Raw genomic sequence first — 17,824 nt, 5'->3', positions numbered from 1 at the left:
GCCCGGTTACATTCCGAACCCGGAAGCTAAGCCTTTCAGCGCCGATGGTACTGCAGGGGGGACCCTGTGGGAGAGTAGGACGCCGCCGAACAATCTTTCAGGACCCTTGGTCCCAGCGTTCACGCTGGGACCAAGGGTCCTTTTTGTTTGGCTTGTATTTTCCGAAGCGCGCCGGTGTGCCGGCTGCGCGAGAATGACTGCAGTACCCGAAGACAGGAGTCACGCCGATGTCCACCAACTCTCCCGACGACCGTCCGGAGCGCGAGCCGCGCCGTAAGGACGGTGGCGAGCGGGGCGGCTTCCGTGGCCCGCGTCGTGACGACAACCGTGGTGGCGACAACCGCGGTGGCGGCGGCTTCCGCCGCGACGATCGCGGCGGCGACAACCGCGGCGGTGGCTACCGCGGGAACGACAACCGTGGTGGTGGGGGCTTCCGCCGCGATGACCGTGGCGGTGACAACCGTGGTGGTGGCGGCGGTGGTTTCCGTCGCGACGACAGTCGTGGTGGTGACCGTCCCCCGTTCCGTCGCGATGACCGCGGTGGTGACAACCGTGGTGGCGGCGGTGGCGGTTTCCGTCGTGATGACAGTCGTGGTGGTGACCGTCCCCCGTTCCGCCGTGACGATCGTGGCGGTGACAACCGTGGTGGTGGCGGCGGTGGTTTCCGTCGTGATGACAGTCGTGGTGGTGACCGTCCCCCGTTCCGTCGCGATGACCGTGGCGGCGACAACCGTGGTGGCGGTTTCCGCCGTGACGACCGCGGTGGGGACAACCGTGGCGGCGGCGGTGGCTTCCGTCGCGATGACCGCCGTGATGACAACCGTGGCGGCGGCTTCTCGCGTGACGACCGTCCCTCCTTCCGTCGGGACGACCGTGGTGGCGAGCGGCCGGCCTTCCGTCGCGACGACCGGCGGGACGACCGTCGTGATGACAACCGTGGCGGTGGCGGCGGCGGCTTCCGCCGCGACGACCGTCGCGATGACAATCGTGGTGGCGACCGTCCCCCGTTCCGCCGCGATGACCGCGGTGGCGACAACCGTGGCGGTGGCGGTGGCTTCCGTCGGGACGACCGTGGTGGTGAGCGGCCGGCCTTCCGTCGCGACGACCGGCGGGACGACCGTCGTGATGACAACCGTGGCGGTGGCGGCGGTGGCTTCCGCCGCGATGACCGCCGTGATGACAATCGGGGTGGCGACCGTCCCCCGTTCCGTCGCGATGACCGTGGCGGCGACAACCGCGGTGGCGGTTTCCGTCGCGATGTCCGCGGTGGGGACAACCGTGGCGGTGGCTTCCGCCGTGACGATCGCCGTGATGACAACCGTGGCGGCGGCTTCTCGCGTGACGACCGTCCCTCCTTCCGTCGGGACGACCGTGGTGGCGAGCGGCCGGCCTTCCGTCGCGACGACCGTCGCGATGACAACCGTGGCGGCGGCTACCGCGGTCGGGACGACCGGGGTGGCTACGGCCGCCGGGACGACCGTGACCGGGACCGTCCGGACCGGGCGCCCATCAAGCGGCTGCCGATCCCGGACGATGTCACCGGTGACGAGATCGACCAGGACGTGCGGCAGGAGCTCATGAGCCTGCCCAAGGGGCTCGCCGAGGACGTCGCGCGCAACCTCGTCATGGTCGCCAACCTCATCGACGAGGACCCGGAGAAGGCGTACGAGTACTCCCGTATCGCCCTGCGGCTGGCGTCCCGCGTCGCCGCCGTCCGTGAGGCGGCGGGCTTCGCCGCGTACGCGACGCAGAAGTACTCCGAGGCGCTGGCCGAGTTCCGTGCCGCCCGGCGGATGACCGGTGGTGTCGAGCTGTGGCCCGTCATGGCCGACTGCGAGCGCGGCATGGGCCGGCCCGAGCGGGCGATGGCCATGGCCGGCGAGCCCGAGGTGCAGAAGCTGGACAAGGCCGGGCAGGTCGAGATGCGGCTCGTCGCCGCCGGTGCCCGTCGCGACATGGGACAGCTCGACGCGGCCATCGTGACCCTGCAGAGCCCCGAGCTCGCGTCGACCGCCGTGCACCCGTGGACCGCCCGACTCCGCTACGCCTACGCCGACGCGCTGCTGGCGGCAGGGCGCGAGGGTGAGGCCCGCGAGTGGTTCGCCAAGGCGCTGGAGGCCGACAAGGACGGCGCCACGGACGCGTCCGACCGGCTCGCCGAGCTGGACGGTGTGGAGTTCGTCGACGCCATCGACGAGTCCGAGCTTGTCGCCGACAACGACGACAACGACGACCACGAGAACGGCAACGACGACGAGCACAAGGACTGACGTCGTGTGAAAGTGGGCGGCACCCCTTCCCGGGTGCCGCCCTCTTTCGTTTCCGCCCCCTCAGTCCAGCGCCAGGCTCCTGAGCACCAGGCCCGTCGCCGGTTTCGGGCCGAAGGACGTCGACTTGCGGGGCATCGTGACGCCCTGCCGAGCCAGGTCCCGTACGACCTCCTCGCGTACCGGATGCATGAGCACGGCCGTACCGCCCCGGCGTTCGGCCTGGGCGACGGCGGACTCGCTGTCGTGGATGTAGCTGATGTCCTCGGGAGCGTCCGGGATCCGCCAGACGTGGTCGAGGAGCGTGGCGTGCAGGACCGTGGCGTCCAGGGTGCGCCACGCCTCGGGGCGGTCCGCGCGGATCGTGCGCGCGAGCAGCTCGGGCGCGGGCCGGTCGACGAGGTGGAAGGCCCCGTCGCCGGCCAGGAGGAAGGCGTTGCCTTCGCCGGCCGCGGCCGAGAGGGATTCGAGGGCGGCCGGCAGCTCGCCCTCGACGCGGCGGACGCGGAAGTCGTCGCCGAGCGCCGCGAGCGCCTCCGCCACCGGGAGACGCTGGAGCACGCGGTGGATGGCCCGGACCCGGAGCGGATAGCGGGCGGTGTCGATGAGCAGCACCAGACCGTAGTTCCACGGGCTGGGGGAGGCGTGCTCCTCGCGCAGCCTGAGGTACGTCGCCCAGCGGTGGTGGCCGTCGGCGATCAGCGCCTGGTGCTCGGCCAGGCCCGCGGAGACCGCCGCGAGTTCGGCCGGGTCCGTGATGGACCACAGACGGTGGCTGAAGCCGTCCTCCGTGGTCGTGGAGAGCAGCGGCTCGCGCTGGACGGCACGCTCGATGACGTCCGCTGCGCCGTCGCCGTCGCCGCGGTAGGTCAGGAGGAGAGGCTCCAGATTGGCGGCCGTGGTCCGCATCAGCGCGGCGCGGTCCTCCACGATGTGCGGCATCACGTCCTCGTGCGGGAGCACGATGCCCTCGGCCGGGGTCGACAGTTCCAGGGCGCCGATGAGGCCGCGCTGGAGGATGCCGTCGCCGTGCTGCTCGTACACGTACAGCGCGGGCTCCGGGTCCGGGGCGAGGACGCCGTCCGCGAGCCAGCGGTCCAGGGTGACGGCGGCCTTGCGGTGCCGGGTGCCGGCGGTGATGGCCTGCGGGAGGATCAGCCGGACGATGTTGTGGGGGTCGGCGGACTCGAGGTGGTGGAGCCCGTCGGGCCGTACGACGACGTCGTACGGCGGAGAGGTCACGGCGGCCAGGCTCCCGACCCGTTCGGGGACGTAGCGGAGCCCCCGGAACGGGACCAGGTGCAGACCGTCGGCGCGGACGTCGTCGGCCGCGAGACCTGAGGTGTTCATTGCGCAATCGTAAGTGGGTGGTGGCTATGAGCGATGATCGGGGGGAGCGGGGGAGTTCCGTACGGTGATGTGAGGAGTACGAGGCCATGGGCGACGGCAGCGGCGGCGGTCAGGGGCGGCAGGGCGGGAACCGGCCCGGGGCGAGCGCGCGGGCGCTGAGCGAGGTGTACGACACGGCGCTGCTGGATCTGGACGGCGTGGTCTATGCGGGCGGGGTGGCGATCCCGTACGCGGTGGAGGCGCTGGGCGAGGCCCGGGCCGGCGGCATGCACCTCGCGTACGTCACCAACAACGCGCTGCGGACGCCGGACGCGGTGGCGGCGCATCTGACGGAGCTGGGGGTGCCGGCGGAGGCGGGGGACGTCATCACCTCCGCCCAGGCGGTGGCCCGGCTGATCGCGGACGAAGTGCCCGTCGGGGCGAAGGTGTTGGTGATCGGCGGCGAGGGCCTGCGGGTGGCGCTGCGCGAGCGGGGCCTGGAGCCGGTGGAGTCCGCGGACGAGGACGGTCTGGCGGCGGTGGCGCAGGGGTACGGGGGGCCGGAGCTGCCGTGGGGCCGGTTCGCGGAGGCGAGTTACGCGGTGGCGCGGGGCGTGCCGTGGTACGCGTCGAACACGGACCTGACGATTCCGGGGGCGCGGGGGATCGGGCCGGGGAACGGGGCGGCGGTGGAGGTCGTACGGATCGCCACGGGCGCCGAACCGAAGGTGGCGGGGAAGCCGCTGCCTCCGATGCACCGGGAGACGGTGCTGCGGACCGGAGCGCGGCGGCCGCTGGTCGTCGGGGACCGGCTGGACACCGACATCGAAGGTGCGTTCAACGGGGGTGTGGACTCGCTGCTTGTGCTGACCGGGGTGACGGATGTGGCACAGCTCCTGGCGGCGGTGCCGGAGCACCGGCCCACGTATGTGGCGGCGGATCTCCGGGGGTTGCTGGCGGGGCAGCCGGAGGTCGTCGAGGCGGCCGGGGGCGGATTCGCGTGCGGAGGATGGACGGCGACGGTGAGCGGGGGAGCGCTGGTCCTTGAGGGGGAGGGCGCGGACGTGCTGGACGGGGTGCGGGCGTTGTGCGGGGCGGCGTGGTCGGAGGCGGGCGCGGGAGCGTGCGGGCTGGACGCGGGGAAGGCGCTGGAGAGGCTCGGGTGGTGAGGGGGCGCTCCACGGCGCTCGCGTGACGCACGACCCTGTCCCTGGGCAAGCCATGTGACGCGCGGTCGTGGCCCGCCGGCTCGGAAGGCGCTCCACCGGGCAACGAGCGTTTTGCGAGGGTAGGCTAACCTAACTCCGTGTTGGTCGAGAGTCCTTCCCTCGCGAGCGCGGAGTCGACAGGTCCCGCCCAGCCGCCGACGCGCCGGCATTCCGTGCGCGCCGTCGGGCTGGTCGTGGCCGTCGGGGTCCTGCTGCTGGTCTGTGTCCTGAGCATCATGATCGGCGCCAAACCGGTGCCGCTCGGCGATGTGTGGCACGGGCTGTTCCAGAACAGCGGCACCGGAAACGACGTCATCATCCATGACGTACGCGTTCCCCGGACCCTGCTCGGGCTGCTCGTCGGCATCGCGCTCGGGCTCTCCGGGGCCGTGATGCAGGGCCTCACCCGCAACCCGCTCGCCGAGCCCGGTCTCCTCGGCGTCAACGCCGGTGCCGCGGCCGCCGTCGTCTCCGCGATCGCGTTCCTCGGCGTCACGGAGGTCGGCGACTACGTCTGGTTCGCCTTCATCGGCGCGGCCGTCGTGTCCGTCGCCGTGTACCTCCTCGGCGGCAGCCGCAGCGCCACCCCCGTACGCCTCGCGCTCGCCGGCACCGCCGCCACCGCCGCGCTCTACGGCTACGTCAACGCCGTACAGCTGCTGAACTCCGCGGCCCTTGACCGGCTGCGGTTCTGGACCGTCGGATCGCTCGCCTCCGCCGACATGGAGACGGTGCGCCGGGTCGCCCCTTTCATCCTCGCCGGGGTCGTCCTCGCCCTCCTCATCTCCCGGCCGCTGAACGCCATGGAGATGGGCGACGACACCGCCCGCGCCCTCGGCGCCCACCTCAACCGGACCCGCGTCATCGCCATGGTGTCCGTGACCCTCATGTGCGGCGCCGCGACCGCCGCCTGCGGTCCGATCGTGTTCCTCGGGCTGATGGTCCCGTACATGGTGCGGGCCATCACCGGCCCCGACATGCGCTGGATCCTGCCGTACGCGGCCGTCCTGGCGCCCGTCCTCCTCCTCGGCTCCGACGTGATCGGCCGGCTCGTCGCCCGCCCCGCCGAGCTGCAGGTCGGCATCGTCACCGCGCTCGTCGGCGGGCCCGTCTTCATCCGACTCGTACGCCGCAAGAGGATGGCCCAGCTGTGACCACCAAGTCGATACGGTCCGGCGGTGGGCTCTCCGTACGCTACGAGCCCCGTGCCGCCCTCTCCGTCCTCGCGCTGCTCCTCCTCACCCTCGGCGCGGCCGTCGTCCTCATCGGCAACGGAGACTTCCCCATCGCCCCCGGCGACGTCGTCGCGACCCTTCTCGGCGACGGCACCCCCGTCCAGGAGTTCGCCGTGATGGAGCTGCGGCTGCCGCGCGTCCTCGTCGCCGTCTTCGTCGGCGCCGCGCTCGGCATCGGCGGGGCGGTCTTCCAGTCGATCTCCCGCAACCCGCTCGGCAGCCCCGACGTCATCGGCTTCGGCCAGGGCGCCACCGTCGGCGCGCTCGCCGTCATCGTCCTCTTCCAGGGCGGCGCGCTCGCCGCCGCGGCCGGAGCGGTCGTCGGCGGCCTGGTCACCGGCGTCGTGATCTATCTACTCGCCTGGAAGCGAGGGGTGCACGGCTACCGCCTCGTCCTCGTCGGCATCGGCTCCGCCGCCATGCTCACCGCCGTCATCCACTACCTCATCACCAAGGCCAACCTGGTCGACGCCACCCGCGCCGTGGTGTGGATGACCGGCTCCCTCGACGGCCGCGACTGGACGCAGTTCTGGCCGCTGTTCGCGGTCAGCTGCCTGCTGCTGCCGCTGGTCCTCGGCCACGGCCGGTCGCTGCGCATGCTGGAGATGGGCGACGACGCCGCGTTCGCGCTCGGCGTGCGGGTCGAGCGGACCCGCATCGTGCTGATGGGCTCCGCCGTCCTGCTGGTCGCCGTCGCCACGGCCGCCGCCGGCCCCATCGTCTTCGTCTCCCTCAGCGCCCCCCAGCTGGCCCGCCGGCTCACCCGCTCTCCCGGCCCCAACCTGGCCGCCTCCGCCCTCATGGGCTCGGCGCTGCTGCTCGTCGCCGACTGGACCGCCACCAACGCCTTCGGCGACCGCCAGCTGCCGGTCGGCGTCGTGACCGGTGTCCTCGGCGGCTGCTACCTCCTCTGGCTGCTCGTCACCGAGCGCAAGGCCGGCCGGATATGAACGAGACGAACCCCAGGAGCAACCCCATGGACGGTCAGACCCAGCGGCTCAGCGCGGAGTCGGTCACCCTCGCCTACGACCAGCGGATCATCGCCCGTGACCTGTCCGTCGCGATCCCCGACAACTCCTTCACCGTCATCGTGGGGCCCAACGCCTGCGGCAAGTCGACCCTGCTGCGCGCCCTCTCGCGGATGCTCAAGCCCAGCCAGGGGCGGGTGCTGCTCGACGGGCAGACGATCCACTCGATGCCCGCCAAGAAGGTCGCCAAGACCCTCGGTCTGCTGCCGCAGTCCTCCATCGCCCCCGACGGCATCACCGTCGCCGACCTGGTGGCCCGCGGCCGCTACCCGCACCAGGGGCTGCTGCGCCAGTGGTCCCCCGAGGACGAGCGCATCGTGCAGGAGTCGATGGCCGCGACCGGCGTCGCCGAGCTGGGGGAGCGGTACGTCGACGAGCTGTCCGGCGGTCAGCGCCAGCGGGTGTGGATCGCGATGGCGCTCGCCCAGCAGACGCCGCTGCTGCTGCTCGACGAGCCGACCACCTTCCTCGACATCCAGCACCAGATCGACGTCCTCGACCTCTGCGCCGAGCTGCACGAGACCCAGGGCCGGACCCTGGTCGCCGTGCTGCACGACCTGAACCACGCCGCCCGGTACGCCACCCACCTCATCGCCGTACGCGGCGGCGAGGTCGTCGCCGAGGGCCCGCCGTCCGAGGTCGTGACCGCCGAGCTGGTCGAGCGGGTCTTCGGACTGCGCTGCCAGGTCATCGACGACCCGGAGACCGGTACGCCGCTGGTCGTGCCCGCCGGGCGGAAGGCCAGGGCCGGAAAGCCGGAGCCCGCGCTACAGAAGTGACCGCAGCCGCAGCAGATCGCGGAAGCCGGCCTCCAGCCTGACCCGGCCGGAGGCCCAGGCCTTGGCGAAGTTCAGCTCGCCGTCCACCATCGCCACGAGGTCGTCGCCCGTCATCGCCAGGCGGATCTGCGCCTTGGCCGGCGGCGGGCCTTCCACCGTGTCGTGGACCTCGATCCGGCCGCCTTCGAGGCGGCCGGTGAACGTCGTGTCCAGGTCCGTGATGTGGCAGCTCAAAGTGCGGTCGAGCGCGGCGGCACCGCGGACCTCGCCGTCCGCCCGCGTGAGATTGTCCGAAAGTTTGTCCAGTGCGCTGCGGCACTCCGTCATCGTGGCCATCGTGATCGACCGTACCCCAGGGCTTCGCGGTAGCGTCGGGGGATGAACGACGTGATGCCGGAGCCGGTTCCGGAGACGGAACAGGAGCGGGAGCCGGAACCCCAGCGGGAGCGGGAGCCCCGGCCGGAGTCCGAGTCCCAGGCCGTGACCGGCACCGAGCCGGACGCCGGAGTCGAGCCGGACGCCGGAGTCGAGCCGGACGCCGGACTCGAACCCGCCGCGCCCGCGCCCCTCGGCGTGGAGCGCCCCCCTACCGGCCACCCCGCCGTGGACAGCCTCCTCGGCCGTCTCGCCGACGCCGACCACCTCACGGCGGACGGACACCTGGAGGTGTACGAGGATGTACACCGTGGACTGCGCCACGAGCTGACCTCGCTCGACACCGCGCGCCCCGCACCGACACCGACATCGCAGTACGACCACAGGAGCTGAACCGAACGTGGCAGGAGTGGCACGCCGCCGTCTCGACGCCGAGCTGGTACGGCGCAAGCTCGCGCGCTCCCGCGAGCACGCCGCCCAGCTGATCGCCGCGGGCCGGGTGACCGTCGGCAAGACCGTCGCGACCAAGTCCGCCACGCAGGTCGAGACCGCCGCGGCCATCGTCGTCGCCCAGGACGACGACGATCCGGACTACGTCTCCCGAGGCGGCCACAAGCTGGCCGGTGCCTTCGCCGCCTTCGTACCGCGCGGGCTGAAGGTCGAGGGCCGGCGGGCGCTGGACGCGGGAGCGTCGACCGGCGGCTTCACCGACGTCCTGCTGCGGGCCGGCGCCGCGCACGTCGTCGCCGTCGACGTCGGCTACGGCCAGCTCGCCTGGTCGCTGCAGAGCGACGAACGGGTCACCGTGAAGGACCGCACGAACGTCCGGGAACTGACCCTGGACGCCATCGACGGCACACCCGTCGACCTCGTCGTCGGCGACCTCTCCTTCATCCCGCTCGGGCTCGTCCTCCCCGCCCTCGTGTCCTGCACCGCCCCCGACGCGGACCTCGTCCTCATGGTCAAGCCGCAGTTCGAGGTGGGCAAGGACAGGCTCGGCACGGGCGGAGTCGTACGCAGCCCCGAACTGCGGGCCGACGCCGTACGGAACGTGGCACGCCAGGCCGGCGAGCTCGGGCTCGGTGTCCTCGGCGTCACGGCCAGCCCCCTGCCCGGCCCCTCCGGCAACGTCGAGTACTTTCTGTGGCTGCGGGCGGGTGCGCCCGCGCTGGATCCGGCGGATGTCGACCGCGCCGTGGCGGAGGGACCTCGTTGAGCACAGGTACGCGTACCGTCTTCCTGCTCGCGCACACCGGCCGGCCGGCCGCCGTGCGCAGCGCCGAACTCGTCGTCCTGGGGCTGCTGCGCAGCGGGATCGGGGTGCGCGTACTGGAGGCGGAGGCGGCCGACCTGCCGCTGCCGCCGTCCGTCGAGATGGTGCCGGAGGCCCGCCCCGACGCCCTCGACGGCTGTGAGCTGCTCGTCGTCCTCGGCGGCGACGGGACCCTGCTGCGCGGGGCGGAGTTCTCACGGGCGTCCGGGGTGCCGATGCTCGGCGTCAACCTGGGCCGGGTCGGCTTCCTCGCGGAGGCCGAGCGCGACGATCTCGACAGGGTCGTGGACCGGGTGGTCACGCGGGCGTACGAGGTCGAGGAGCGGATGACCCTCGACGTCGTCGTGTACGAGAACGGTGACGTGCTGCACCGGGACTGGGCGCTCAACGAGGCGGCGGTCCAGAAGGTGTCCCCGGAGCGGATGCTGGAGGTCGTGCTCGCGATCGACGGGCGCCCGGTGACCGGGTTCGGCTGCGACGGCGTGATCTGCGCGACTCCGACGGGCTCGACGGCGTACGCCTTCTCGGCGGGCGGACCGGTGATCTGGCCCGAGGTCGAGGCGCTGCTGATGGTCCCGATCGGCGCGCACGCGCTGTTCGCGAAGCCGCTGGTGACGACGCCGGAGTCGGTGCTCGCCGTCGAGGTGGAGCCGCACACTCCGCACGGAGTGCTGTGGTGCGACGGGCGCCGGACCGTGGAACTCCCGGCCGGTGCGCGGGTGGAGGTACGGCGGGGCGCGGTGCCGGTACGGCTCGCCCGACTGCACCACGCCTCGTTCACGGACCGGCTGGTCGCCAAGTTCGCCCTCCCGGTCTCCGGCTGGCGGGGCGCCCCGCACTGAGGGCCACCGCCCACCGGCCACCGTCCGGCGGGCACCGGCCGGTGGCCACCCCCACGGGTGACAGGCACGGCGGCGACCTGCGAGTTCGAGGTGTTCGGGCAGGGGTCGTCGCACAGCGGGGGCCGGACCTCGTAAGGTCTTCCCCGTGTTGGAGGAGATGCGGATACGGTCGCTCGGGGTCATCGACGACGCGGTGGTCGAGCTGTCGCCCGGCTTCACGGCGGTGACCGGCGAGACCGGCGCGGGCAAGACCATGGTCGTCACCAGCCTGGGGCTGCTGCTCGGCGGGCGGGCCGACCCGGCCCTGGTGCGGATCGGCGCCGCGTCGGCCGTCGTCGAGGGGCGCATCAGTGTGCCGCCGGGCGCCACGGCCGCCGTACGGGCCGAGGAGGCGGGCGCCGAGCTGGACGACGGCGTGCTGCTCGTCAGCCGCACGGTCTCGGCCGAGGGGCGCTCACGGGCCCATCTGGGCGGGCGCTCCGTGCCCGTCGGTCTGCTCGCCGAGCTCGCCGACGAACTCGTCGCCGTCCACGGCCAGACCGACCAGCAGGGCCTGCTCAAGCCCGCCCGGCAGCGCGGGGCCCTCGACCGGTACGCGGGCGACGCCGTCGCCGTACCGCTGGCCGCGTACGGAGAGGCGTACCGGCGGCTGCGAGCCGTCGTCGCCGAACTGGACGAGATCACGACACGCGCGCGGGAGCGGGCCCAGGAGGCCGACCTGCTGCGCTTCGGCCTCCGCGAGATCGAGGCCGTCGAACCGCGGGCCGGCGAGGACGTCGAGCTCGCCGCCGAGGCCGAACGGCTCGGCCACGCCGAAGCCCTCGCCTCCGCCGCCGCGCTCGCGCACGGCGCGCTCGCCGGGAACCCCGAGGACCCCGAGGCCGTCGACGCGACCACCCTGGTCGCCGGTGCCGGGCGCGCGCTCGACGCCGTACGGGCGCACGACCCGTCGCTCGCCGCGCTCGCGGACCGGATGGGCGAGATCTCCATCCTGCTCACCGACGTCGCCGGGGAACTGGCCGGGTACGCGGACGACCTGGACGCCGACCCGCGCCGGCTCGCGGCCGTCGAGGAGCGGCGCGCGGCGCTCACCCAGCTCACCCGGAAGTACGGCGAGGACGTCACCGCCGTCCTGGCGTGGGCGCAGGAGAGCGCGGCCCGGCTCACCGAGCTGGAGGGCGACGACGACCGGATCGGCGAGCTCACGGCCGAACGGGACGCCCTGCGCGCCGAGCTGTCGGTCCTCGCGCAGGCGCTCACCGACGCCCGTACGGAGGCCGCCGCCCGGTTCGCCGACGCCGTCACCGCCGAACTCGCCTCGCTCGCCATGCCCCACGCGCGCGTGTCCTTCGACATCCGGCAGACCGAGTCCGCCGACGAGGCCTCGGGGATCGAGGTCGGCGGCCGGAACGTGGCGTACGGGCCGTCCGGCGCCGACGAGGTCGAACTGCTCCTCGCCCCGCACCCGGGCGCTCCGCCGCGGCCGATCGCCAAGGGCGCGTCGGGTGGTGAGCTGTCCCGCGTCATGCTCGCGGTCGAGGTCGTCTTCGCCGGTACGGATCCGGTGCCGACCTATCTCTTCGACGAGGTCGACGCGGGCGTCGGCGGCAAGGCGGCCGTGGAGATCGGCCGTCGCCTCGCCAAGCTCGCCAAGTCCGCGCAGGTGGTGGTCGTGACCCACCTTCCGCAGGTGGCGGCCTTCGCCGACCGCCAGCTGCTGGTGGAGAAGACCAGCGACGGGTCGGTGACCCGGTCCGGCGTCACCGTCCTGGAGGGCGAGGACCGGGTCCGCGAACTGTCACGGATGCTGGCCGGTCAGGAGGACTCCGAGACGGCACGGGCGCACGCGGAGGAACTGCTGGCGACGGCGCGCGCGGACGCCTGAGGGCCCCCGTACGGTGGGCGGTCGGTCACGCCCGCCTGAGGGGTGGATCGTGGGCGCTCGCGGGCCGGTCCGGCTCTCCGGTCCTCCGGCCGGGCTCTCCGGCCGTCCTCGGCGGCCCGGGCGCCGTCCGCCGGTGCCTCATGCGGAGGCGCTCAGGGCGGTGGCCGGCGCCCGTCGCCGCGCGCGTAGGGTGGTGTTCATGATCGGCAGAGTCGGGCGGACGGCCCTCGCCTTCGGACTCGCCGCCGGGGTGACCCGCGCGGTGTACACGGGCCTGCTCAGGCGCCGGCCCCGGGCGGGCGAGGCGCGGACGCGCTGGGAGCGGACGAACCACGCCGGGCGGACCGTCGACCTGTACGCCGGACCCGCCACCGTCCTCGGCGCGGCCGCCGGAATCGGCAGCGGACCCGCCGCGTTCGCCGTGCTCGCGGCCGGAGTCTGCGGCGCCTACGACGATTTCGCGGGCGCCGACGACGCCCGGCGCGGATTCCGGGCGCACCTCACGGCGCTGCGGAACGGTGAGGTCACCAGCGGCACCGTGAAACTCGCCGGAATCGGCGCCGCCGGTCTGGTGGCGGGTGCGCTGCTGAAGGAGCGGCCCGTCGACAAGGTACTGGCCGGGGTCGTGATCGCCGGAACCGCGCACCTCGTCAACCTCGTGGACGTCGCGCCCGGACGGGCCGTCGTCACGGTCCTGGGCCTCGGCGCGCCCGGGCTGCTGCGCGGGACGCCGGCCGCCGCGCCGATGGGTGCCGCGGCCGCCGTCCTCGCCCACGACCTCGGCGAGCGCACCATGATCGGCGACACGGGCGCGCACGCGCTCGGCGCGGCGGTCGGCAGCGCGATCGCGGCCGGGAACGGGCGGCTCGGACTCGTCGTCCACGCGGCCGGACTCATCGCCGCGGCCGTGTACGGAGACAAGGTCAGCGACTTCGCGCGCTCACCCGTGTGAGTGATCCGCTCCGGCGAGTCGACGCGTCGGACACGGGAAGGACGTCGGTACGACACGGGAACGACACGGCAGTGAAGCGCCTTCGGTGCCGGAACGTGCGTACGGGCTGGCATCCTTGGGCGCGTGACACAGCTCCGTACGGTCCAAGTGCTGGGCGGCGGCAGCGCGGGCAGCAGCGCTCACGTCAGATCACTTGCCTCGGGGCTGGTGGCGAGGGGCGTGCGGGTGACCGTGTGCGCCCCGGCCGAACTCGACCGCGCCTACGACTTCGCCGGTGCCGGCGCGCGCTTCGTGCACGTTCCGCGCCGCAACGACCCCGCGACGGTCGCGGCGCTCCGCAACGCCTGCATCGGCGCGGACGTCGTGCACGCGCACGGACTGCACGCCTCGGTACGGGCGGCTCTCGCGCTGTCGGGCGCCGGAGCGGGGGCCACGCCGCCGCTGGTGACGACATGGCACACCCGCAACCACGTCGAGGGGGCGCGGGGCGGGGTGCTGCGGCTCCTTGAGCGAAGGACCGTGCGGGCGGCGGCCGTTGTCCTCGGGACCTCGTCGGAGCTGGTCGACCGGGCACGGCGGCGAGGGGCGCGGGACGCGCGGCTCGCCCCGGTGACCGTGCCGGCGTCGCGCGCGCCGGTCTGCCTGCACGACGGGAAGGCACGGGCGGAGCTGGGGGCGGTGGACCGGCCGCTGCTGATGGCGGTCGGCGCGCTGGAGCCCGAGCGGGGGTACGGGATGCTCCTGGACGCGGCCCGGGTGTGGCGGGACCTCGACCCGCAGCCCCTGCTCGTGATCGCGGGGGAGGGGCGGGAACGGGCGGTGCTGCAACGGCGGATCGAGGCCGAGGGGCTCGCGGTACGGCTGATCGGCCGCCGGGACGATGTGGCGGAGCTGCTGGCGGCGGCGGACGTGGCGGTCCTGCCCTCGCGGTGGGAGGCCCGCTCCCTGCTGGCCCAGGAGGCGCTGCGGCTGGGTGTGCCGCTGGTGGCGACGGCGGTGGGCGGCGTGCCGGAACTGGTCGGGAACGCCGCGGAGTTGGTGCCGTGGGGCGACGCGGCGGCGCTGGCGGCGGCGGTGCGGGGACTGCTGGAGGACACGGACCGGCGGATGGACCTGGCGGCGGCGGGGCGGACGCAGGCGAGGACGTGGCCGACGGAGGACGAGACGATCGCCCACGTCCTGAGCGTCTACGACGAACTGTCGGCCCGCTGAGAGCACATCGCCGCGCCGGACCGCTGAGAGTGCCTCACCGCCCCCGCCCGCCTACGTGGTGTGGCGCCTCGCCCGGAGTGCCAGGGAGAGCGCCAGGACCGTCTGCGGGTCGTCCAGGTCCGTGCCCAGGAGTTCCGAGATGCGGGCCAGGCGGTTGTAGAGCGTCTGGCGGTTGAGGTGGAGCTCCCGGGCCGTCTCCGCCTTGCGGCCCGCGTGGGCCAGGTACGTCTCCAGGGTCGGCAGCAGTGGCGGGCGCGAGGTGCGGTCGTGGTCGCGCAGGGGGCCGATCGCCCGGTCCACGAAGGCCGCGAGGTCCGGGTGTTCGCGCAGCCGCCAGAGCAGCAGGTCGATGTCCAGGCGCCGGGCGTCGTACCAGGGGCGGTCCGAGAGGCCCTGCGCCGCCGTGGCCGTCTCCGCCGCGTGGCGCAGGCTCGCCGACGCCGCCGCCCAGCCCCCGGCGATGCCGACCACGACCACCGGCGGGTGCGCGCCGGCGCTTCCCCAGCCGCCGCCCGGGGTCGCCCCCACCAGGCCCGCCCGTTCCACGCCCGCCCGCAGCGCCGCCGCGACCCGGTCCGCCACCGCCGTACGCTCCGACTCCGAACGCAGACCGAGCAGCAGCGGGACACGGCCCTCCACCGGGCGAACGCCCAGCAGGACCGGCACCCCGACCGACGCCAGCTCCTCCAGCACCGCCCGGGCGAGCAGCGCCCAGTTGCCGGAGGGGGAGAGCTCCGGGGCCAGGCGCATCACCACCGGCAGCAGCGGGCCGTCCCCCGGCTTGAAGCCGAGCACCCGTGCCTGCGCCGGTGCGTCCTCGGCGGTGATCCGGCCCTCCGCGAGATCCGTCAGGAAGTCGCCTCTGCCCCGCGCCGCCAGCTCCTCCTCCTGACGTGCCTGCATGAGGACGACGGCCAGCAGGCCCGCCGCGCGCTCCGCCGCCATCCGGTGCACCGGGGAGAGCGGTCCTGAGACGGCGAGCAGGACGAGCCGCGCGCGGACCGAGCCGGTGCCCGGGCCACCGCCGCCCGGCACGTCCACCAGGACCGCCCCCGTCGGCGGCCCCGACTCCCGCGCCGCCCGCTGCCCGCGCAGCCCGTCCCAGACCTGGAGCGGGTCCGCCGGAGCCGACTCGGTCCCCGCCGCGTACAGCAACTGGCCGTCCGCCGTCTCCAGGAAGACCGGGTTGGCCGTGAAGTCGGCCAGGATCCGCAGCACCTGCGGCACCCCGCCGCCATCGAGCAGCGCGTCCGTGCACCTCCGGTGCACCTCCTCCGCCTGGCGGAGGAGCGCGTAGTGCCCGTTCACGATCTCGGTGTGGATCTCCTCCGTGACCGCCACGAACGGCACCTCGCGGTGCAGCTGCACCAGCGGCAGGCCCGCCGCCCGCGCCGTCTCCACGATCGTGGCCGGCAGCCGCGAGAAGCGCGGGCCCAGCTCCACGACCAGCGCGGCGATGCCCCGGTCCGCCAGCCTCCGTACGAACGCGCGCTGCTCCGCCGGGCGCGTACCGAGCCCCAAGCCCGTGGTCAGCAGCAGCTCACCGCCCTTGAGCAGCGACGCGATGTTCGGCACCTCGCCGGCGTGCACCCAGCGCACCGTGCGGTGCAGCCGGTCCGCGCCGGCGACGACCTCCGGGAGTCCGCCGCGCAGCCCGGGCAGTTCCAGCGCCCGCCGCACGGTGATCCCGCCCTGATTGTCCATGACCGGACGCTACCTGGCGGCGATGTTCCGGCGACATCACCCGGCGGTTTCGCGAGCGGACAGATCGTCCGTCCCGTCGACAACTCGTCGCCCCGACCGGCCAATTGTGCGACCGCATGTCGATTGTGGCGTACGTCACTGCGGAGGATGCTCTCGCGCCATGGCACAGAACTCCACCCCTGGCTCCACCCCTGGCTCCTCGCCTGGTCCCACCCCGGGCTCCCCTCCCGAGGTGCACCGGCTCAAGGCGAACTCGGTCGGGCTCGTCGGCGTCGTCTTCATGGCCGTCGCGACCGCCGCCCCGATCACGGCGATGACCGGAAACCTCCCCATCGCGGTCGGCTTCGGCAACGGCACCGGAGCACCCGCCGGCTATCTCTTCGCGACGCTCGTCCTGACCGTCTTCTCCGTCGGCTATGTCGCCATGGCCAAGCGGATCACCGCCGCCGGCGCGTTCTACGGCTACATCTCGCACGGCCTCGGCCGGATCGCCGGCATGGCCTCGGGCATGCTCGCCGTCCTCGCGTACATCGTCTTCGAGGCATCGATCGTCGGCGTGTTCGCCTACTTCACCCAGACGACCGTCGCCGACCAACTCGGTGTGGACCTGCCGTGGATCGTGTACGCGGCGGGCATGCTCGCCGTCACCGCCGTCCTCGCGTACTTCGACATCAACCTGACCGCCAAGGCGCTCGGCGTCATGCTCATCGCCGAGATCGCGGTCCTCTTCGCCGTCGCCACCGCCGTACTGATCGCGGGCGGCGGCCCCGACGGCATCCCGGTCGAACCGATCAACCCCGCGAACGCCTTCACCGGCGCCTCCGCCGGCCTCGGACTCTTCTTCGCCTTCTGGTCATGGGTCGGCTTCGAGTCGACCGCGATGTACGGCGAGGAGTCCCGCGACCCCAAGCGCGTCATCCCGCGCGCCACCCTGATCTCCGTCGTCGGTGTCGGCCTCTTCTACATCTACGTCTCCTGGATGACGATCGCCGGCAACGGGCTCTCCGGCTCCGTGAAGCTGTCGTCCTCCTCCACGCCCCTCGACCTCTTCTTCGCCCCCACCCAGTCCTTCATCGGCGCCTGGGCCGTCGACGCCTTCCAGTGGCTGCTGCTCACCGGCTCCTTCGCCTGCGGCATGGCCTTCCACCAGTGCGCCTCGCGCTATCTCTACGCCATCGGCCGCGAGGGCTTCCTCCACCCCGCCCTCGGCCGCACGCACGCCAGGCACGGCTCGCCGTACATCGCCTCCTACGTCCAGAGCGCCATCGCCGTCACCCTCGTCGGCGCCTTCTGGCTCACCGGCCAGGACCCCTACATCCACCTCTACACGCTGCTCGCGATCCTCGGCACGATGGCGATCCTCATCGTCCAGACCCTCTGCTCCTTCGCCGTCATCGGGTACTTCCGCAAGAACCACCCCGAGGACCGGCACTGGTTCAAGACCCTGACCGCGCCGCTGCTCGGCGGTGTCGGCATGACCGCCGTCGTCGTCCTGCTGATCGTCAACATGGAGACCGCGGCGGGTCTCGCCGCCGACTCCCTCTTCTTCAAGGCGCTCCCGTGGATCGTCGGAGCGGTCTTCTTCGGCGGTCTCGGCCTCGGCCTGTACCTCAAGGCCAGGCGGCCCGAGCGCTACGAGATCATCGGCCGGATCGTCCTGGAGGACGCCGCCGAGCGCGCCGACGAGCCCGAGCGGCCGGCCACCGCACCCGCCCCCGTCACCACCCAGAGCTGA

At 73.3% G+C, this 17,824-nt stretch carries 16 protein-coding genes and 1 rRNA gene; 14 read left to right on the top strand and 3 right to left on the bottom strand.

The window, feature by feature from the left end:
* The 3 genes from rrf to ACIRB4_RS14735 all read left to right on the top strand — a co-directional run.
* Nucleotides 1–91: ribosomal RNA gene (gene rrf, locus ACIRB4_RS14745) — 5S ribosomal RNA — on the top strand; the annotation flags it as partial.
* Nucleotides 92–303: 212 nt separating this feature from the next.
* Nucleotides 304–1,581, top strand: a complete 1,278-nt coding sequence (locus ACIRB4_RS14740) for a hypothetical protein (RefSeq protein WP_403291251.1) — start codon at nucleotides 304–306, stop codon at nucleotides 1,579–1,581.
* Nucleotides 1,518–2,270 (top strand): hypothetical protein, encoded by a 753-nt coding sequence (locus tag ACIRB4_RS14735; protein ID WP_403291249.1) that lies wholly within the window; start codon nucleotides 1,518–1,520, stop codon nucleotides 2,268–2,270. Before ACIRB4_RS14740 ends, ACIRB4_RS14735 begins: the two co-directional genes overlap by 64 nt.
* 60 nt (nucleotides 2,271–2,330) lie before the next feature.
* On the opposite strand, the gene ACIRB4_RS14730 is transcribed toward ACIRB4_RS14735, so the two are convergent.
* Nucleotides 2,331–3,617, bottom strand: a complete 1,287-nt coding sequence (locus ACIRB4_RS14730; RefSeq protein WP_403291215.1) for a DUF1015 domain-containing protein — start codon at nucleotides 3,615–3,617, stop codon at nucleotides 2,331–2,333.
* 86 nt (nucleotides 3,618–3,703) lie between these two features.
* Here ACIRB4_RS14730 and ACIRB4_RS14725 point away from each other — a divergent pair, with 86 nt between their 5' ends.
* From ACIRB4_RS14725 to ACIRB4_RS14710, 4 genes are all read left to right on the top strand, one after another.
* Nucleotides 3,704–4,765 carry an HAD-IIA family hydrolase gene (locus tag ACIRB4_RS14725; RefSeq protein WP_403291213.1) on the top strand — a complete coding sequence of 354 codons (1,062 nt, stop codon included), beginning with the start codon at nucleotides 3,704–3,706 and terminating at the stop codon, nucleotides 4,763–4,765.
* Between the two features lie 233 nt (nucleotides 4,766–4,998).
* Nucleotides 4,999–5,958, top strand: coding sequence for a FecCD family ABC transporter permease (locus ACIRB4_RS14720; RefSeq protein ID WP_403291247.1), 960 nt, complete (start codon nucleotides 4,999–5,001; stop codon nucleotides 5,956–5,958).
* Nucleotides 5,955–6,989, top strand: a complete 1,035-nt coding sequence (locus tag ACIRB4_RS14715) for a FecCD family ABC transporter permease (protein ID WP_403291212.1) — start codon at nucleotides 5,955–5,957, stop codon at nucleotides 6,987–6,989. The genes ACIRB4_RS14720 and ACIRB4_RS14715 overlap by 4 nt, the downstream gene beginning before the upstream one ends.
* 26 nt (nucleotides 6,990–7,015) lie before the next feature.
* A complete protein-coding gene (locus tag ACIRB4_RS14710; protein ID WP_403291210.1) occupies nucleotides 7,016–7,846 on the top strand; it encodes an ABC transporter ATP-binding protein in 831 nt (276 codons plus the stop codon).
* Here ACIRB4_RS14710 and ACIRB4_RS14705 read toward each other — a convergent pair.
* Entirely contained in the window at nucleotides 7,835–8,182 is a 348-nt protein-coding gene (locus tag ACIRB4_RS14705) for an SCP2 sterol-binding domain-containing protein (RefSeq protein ID WP_403291208.1), read from the bottom strand. The two genes, ACIRB4_RS14710 and ACIRB4_RS14705, sit on opposite strands and share 12 nt — an antisense overlap.
* A 42-nt stretch (nucleotides 8,183–8,224) precedes the next feature.
* On the opposite strand from ACIRB4_RS14705, the gene ACIRB4_RS14700 reads away from it, so the two are divergent.
* The 6 genes from ACIRB4_RS14700 to ACIRB4_RS14675 all read left to right on the top strand — a co-directional run bounded on the left by ACIRB4_RS14700 (nucleotide 8,225) and on the right by ACIRB4_RS14675 (nucleotide 14,385).
* Entirely contained in the window at nucleotides 8,225–8,614 is a 390-nt protein-coding gene (locus ACIRB4_RS14700) for a hypothetical protein (protein WP_403291207.1), read from the top strand.
* Nucleotides 8,615–8,621: 7 nt separating this feature from the next.
* Nucleotides 8,622–9,437: a TlyA family RNA methyltransferase gene (locus tag ACIRB4_RS14695; protein WP_403291205.1), complete on the top strand. Its 816-nt coding sequence runs from the start codon at nucleotides 8,622–8,624 to the stop codon at nucleotides 9,435–9,437.
* Nucleotides 9,434–10,336, top strand: a complete 903-nt coding sequence (locus tag ACIRB4_RS14690; protein WP_403291203.1) for an NAD kinase — start codon at nucleotides 9,434–9,436, stop codon at nucleotides 10,334–10,336. The genes ACIRB4_RS14695 and ACIRB4_RS14690 overlap by 4 nt, the downstream gene beginning before the upstream one ends.
* 157 nt (nucleotides 10,337–10,493) lie before the next feature.
* Nucleotides 10,494–12,221 (top strand): DNA repair protein RecN, encoded by a 1,728-nt coding sequence (gene recN / locus ACIRB4_RS14685; protein ID WP_403291246.1) that lies wholly within the window; start codon nucleotides 10,494–10,496, stop codon nucleotides 12,219–12,221.
* A 199-nt stretch (nucleotides 12,222–12,420) separates the two neighbouring features.
* A complete protein-coding gene (locus ACIRB4_RS14680; RefSeq protein ID WP_403291201.1) occupies nucleotides 12,421–13,173 on the top strand; it encodes a hypothetical protein in 753 nt (250 codons plus the stop codon).
* Between the two features lie 123 nt (nucleotides 13,174–13,296).
* Nucleotides 13,297–14,385, top strand: a complete 1,089-nt coding sequence (locus ACIRB4_RS14675) for a glycosyltransferase family 4 protein (protein ID WP_403291200.1) — start codon at nucleotides 13,297–13,299, stop codon at nucleotides 14,383–14,385.
* Nucleotides 14,386–14,436: 51 nt separating this feature from the next.
* Here ACIRB4_RS14675 and ACIRB4_RS14670 read toward each other — a convergent pair whose 3' ends face one another.
* Entirely contained in the window at nucleotides 14,437–16,089 is a 1,653-nt protein-coding gene (locus ACIRB4_RS14670) for a PucR family transcriptional regulator (RefSeq protein WP_403291199.1), read from the bottom strand.
* 160 nt (nucleotides 16,090–16,249) lie between these two features.
* On the opposite strand from ACIRB4_RS14670, the gene ACIRB4_RS14665 reads away from it, so the two are divergent.
* Entirely contained in the window at nucleotides 16,250–17,824 is a 1,575-nt protein-coding gene (locus tag ACIRB4_RS14665; protein WP_403291197.1) for an APC family permease, read from the top strand.

Source organism: Streptomyces sp. NPDC093600 (genome assembly GCF_044764755.1).
Classification (GTDB): Bacteria; Actinomycetota; Actinomycetes; order Streptomycetales; family Streptomycetaceae; genus Streptomyces.
This window is presented reverse-complemented; position numbering and strand designations above follow the sequence as displayed.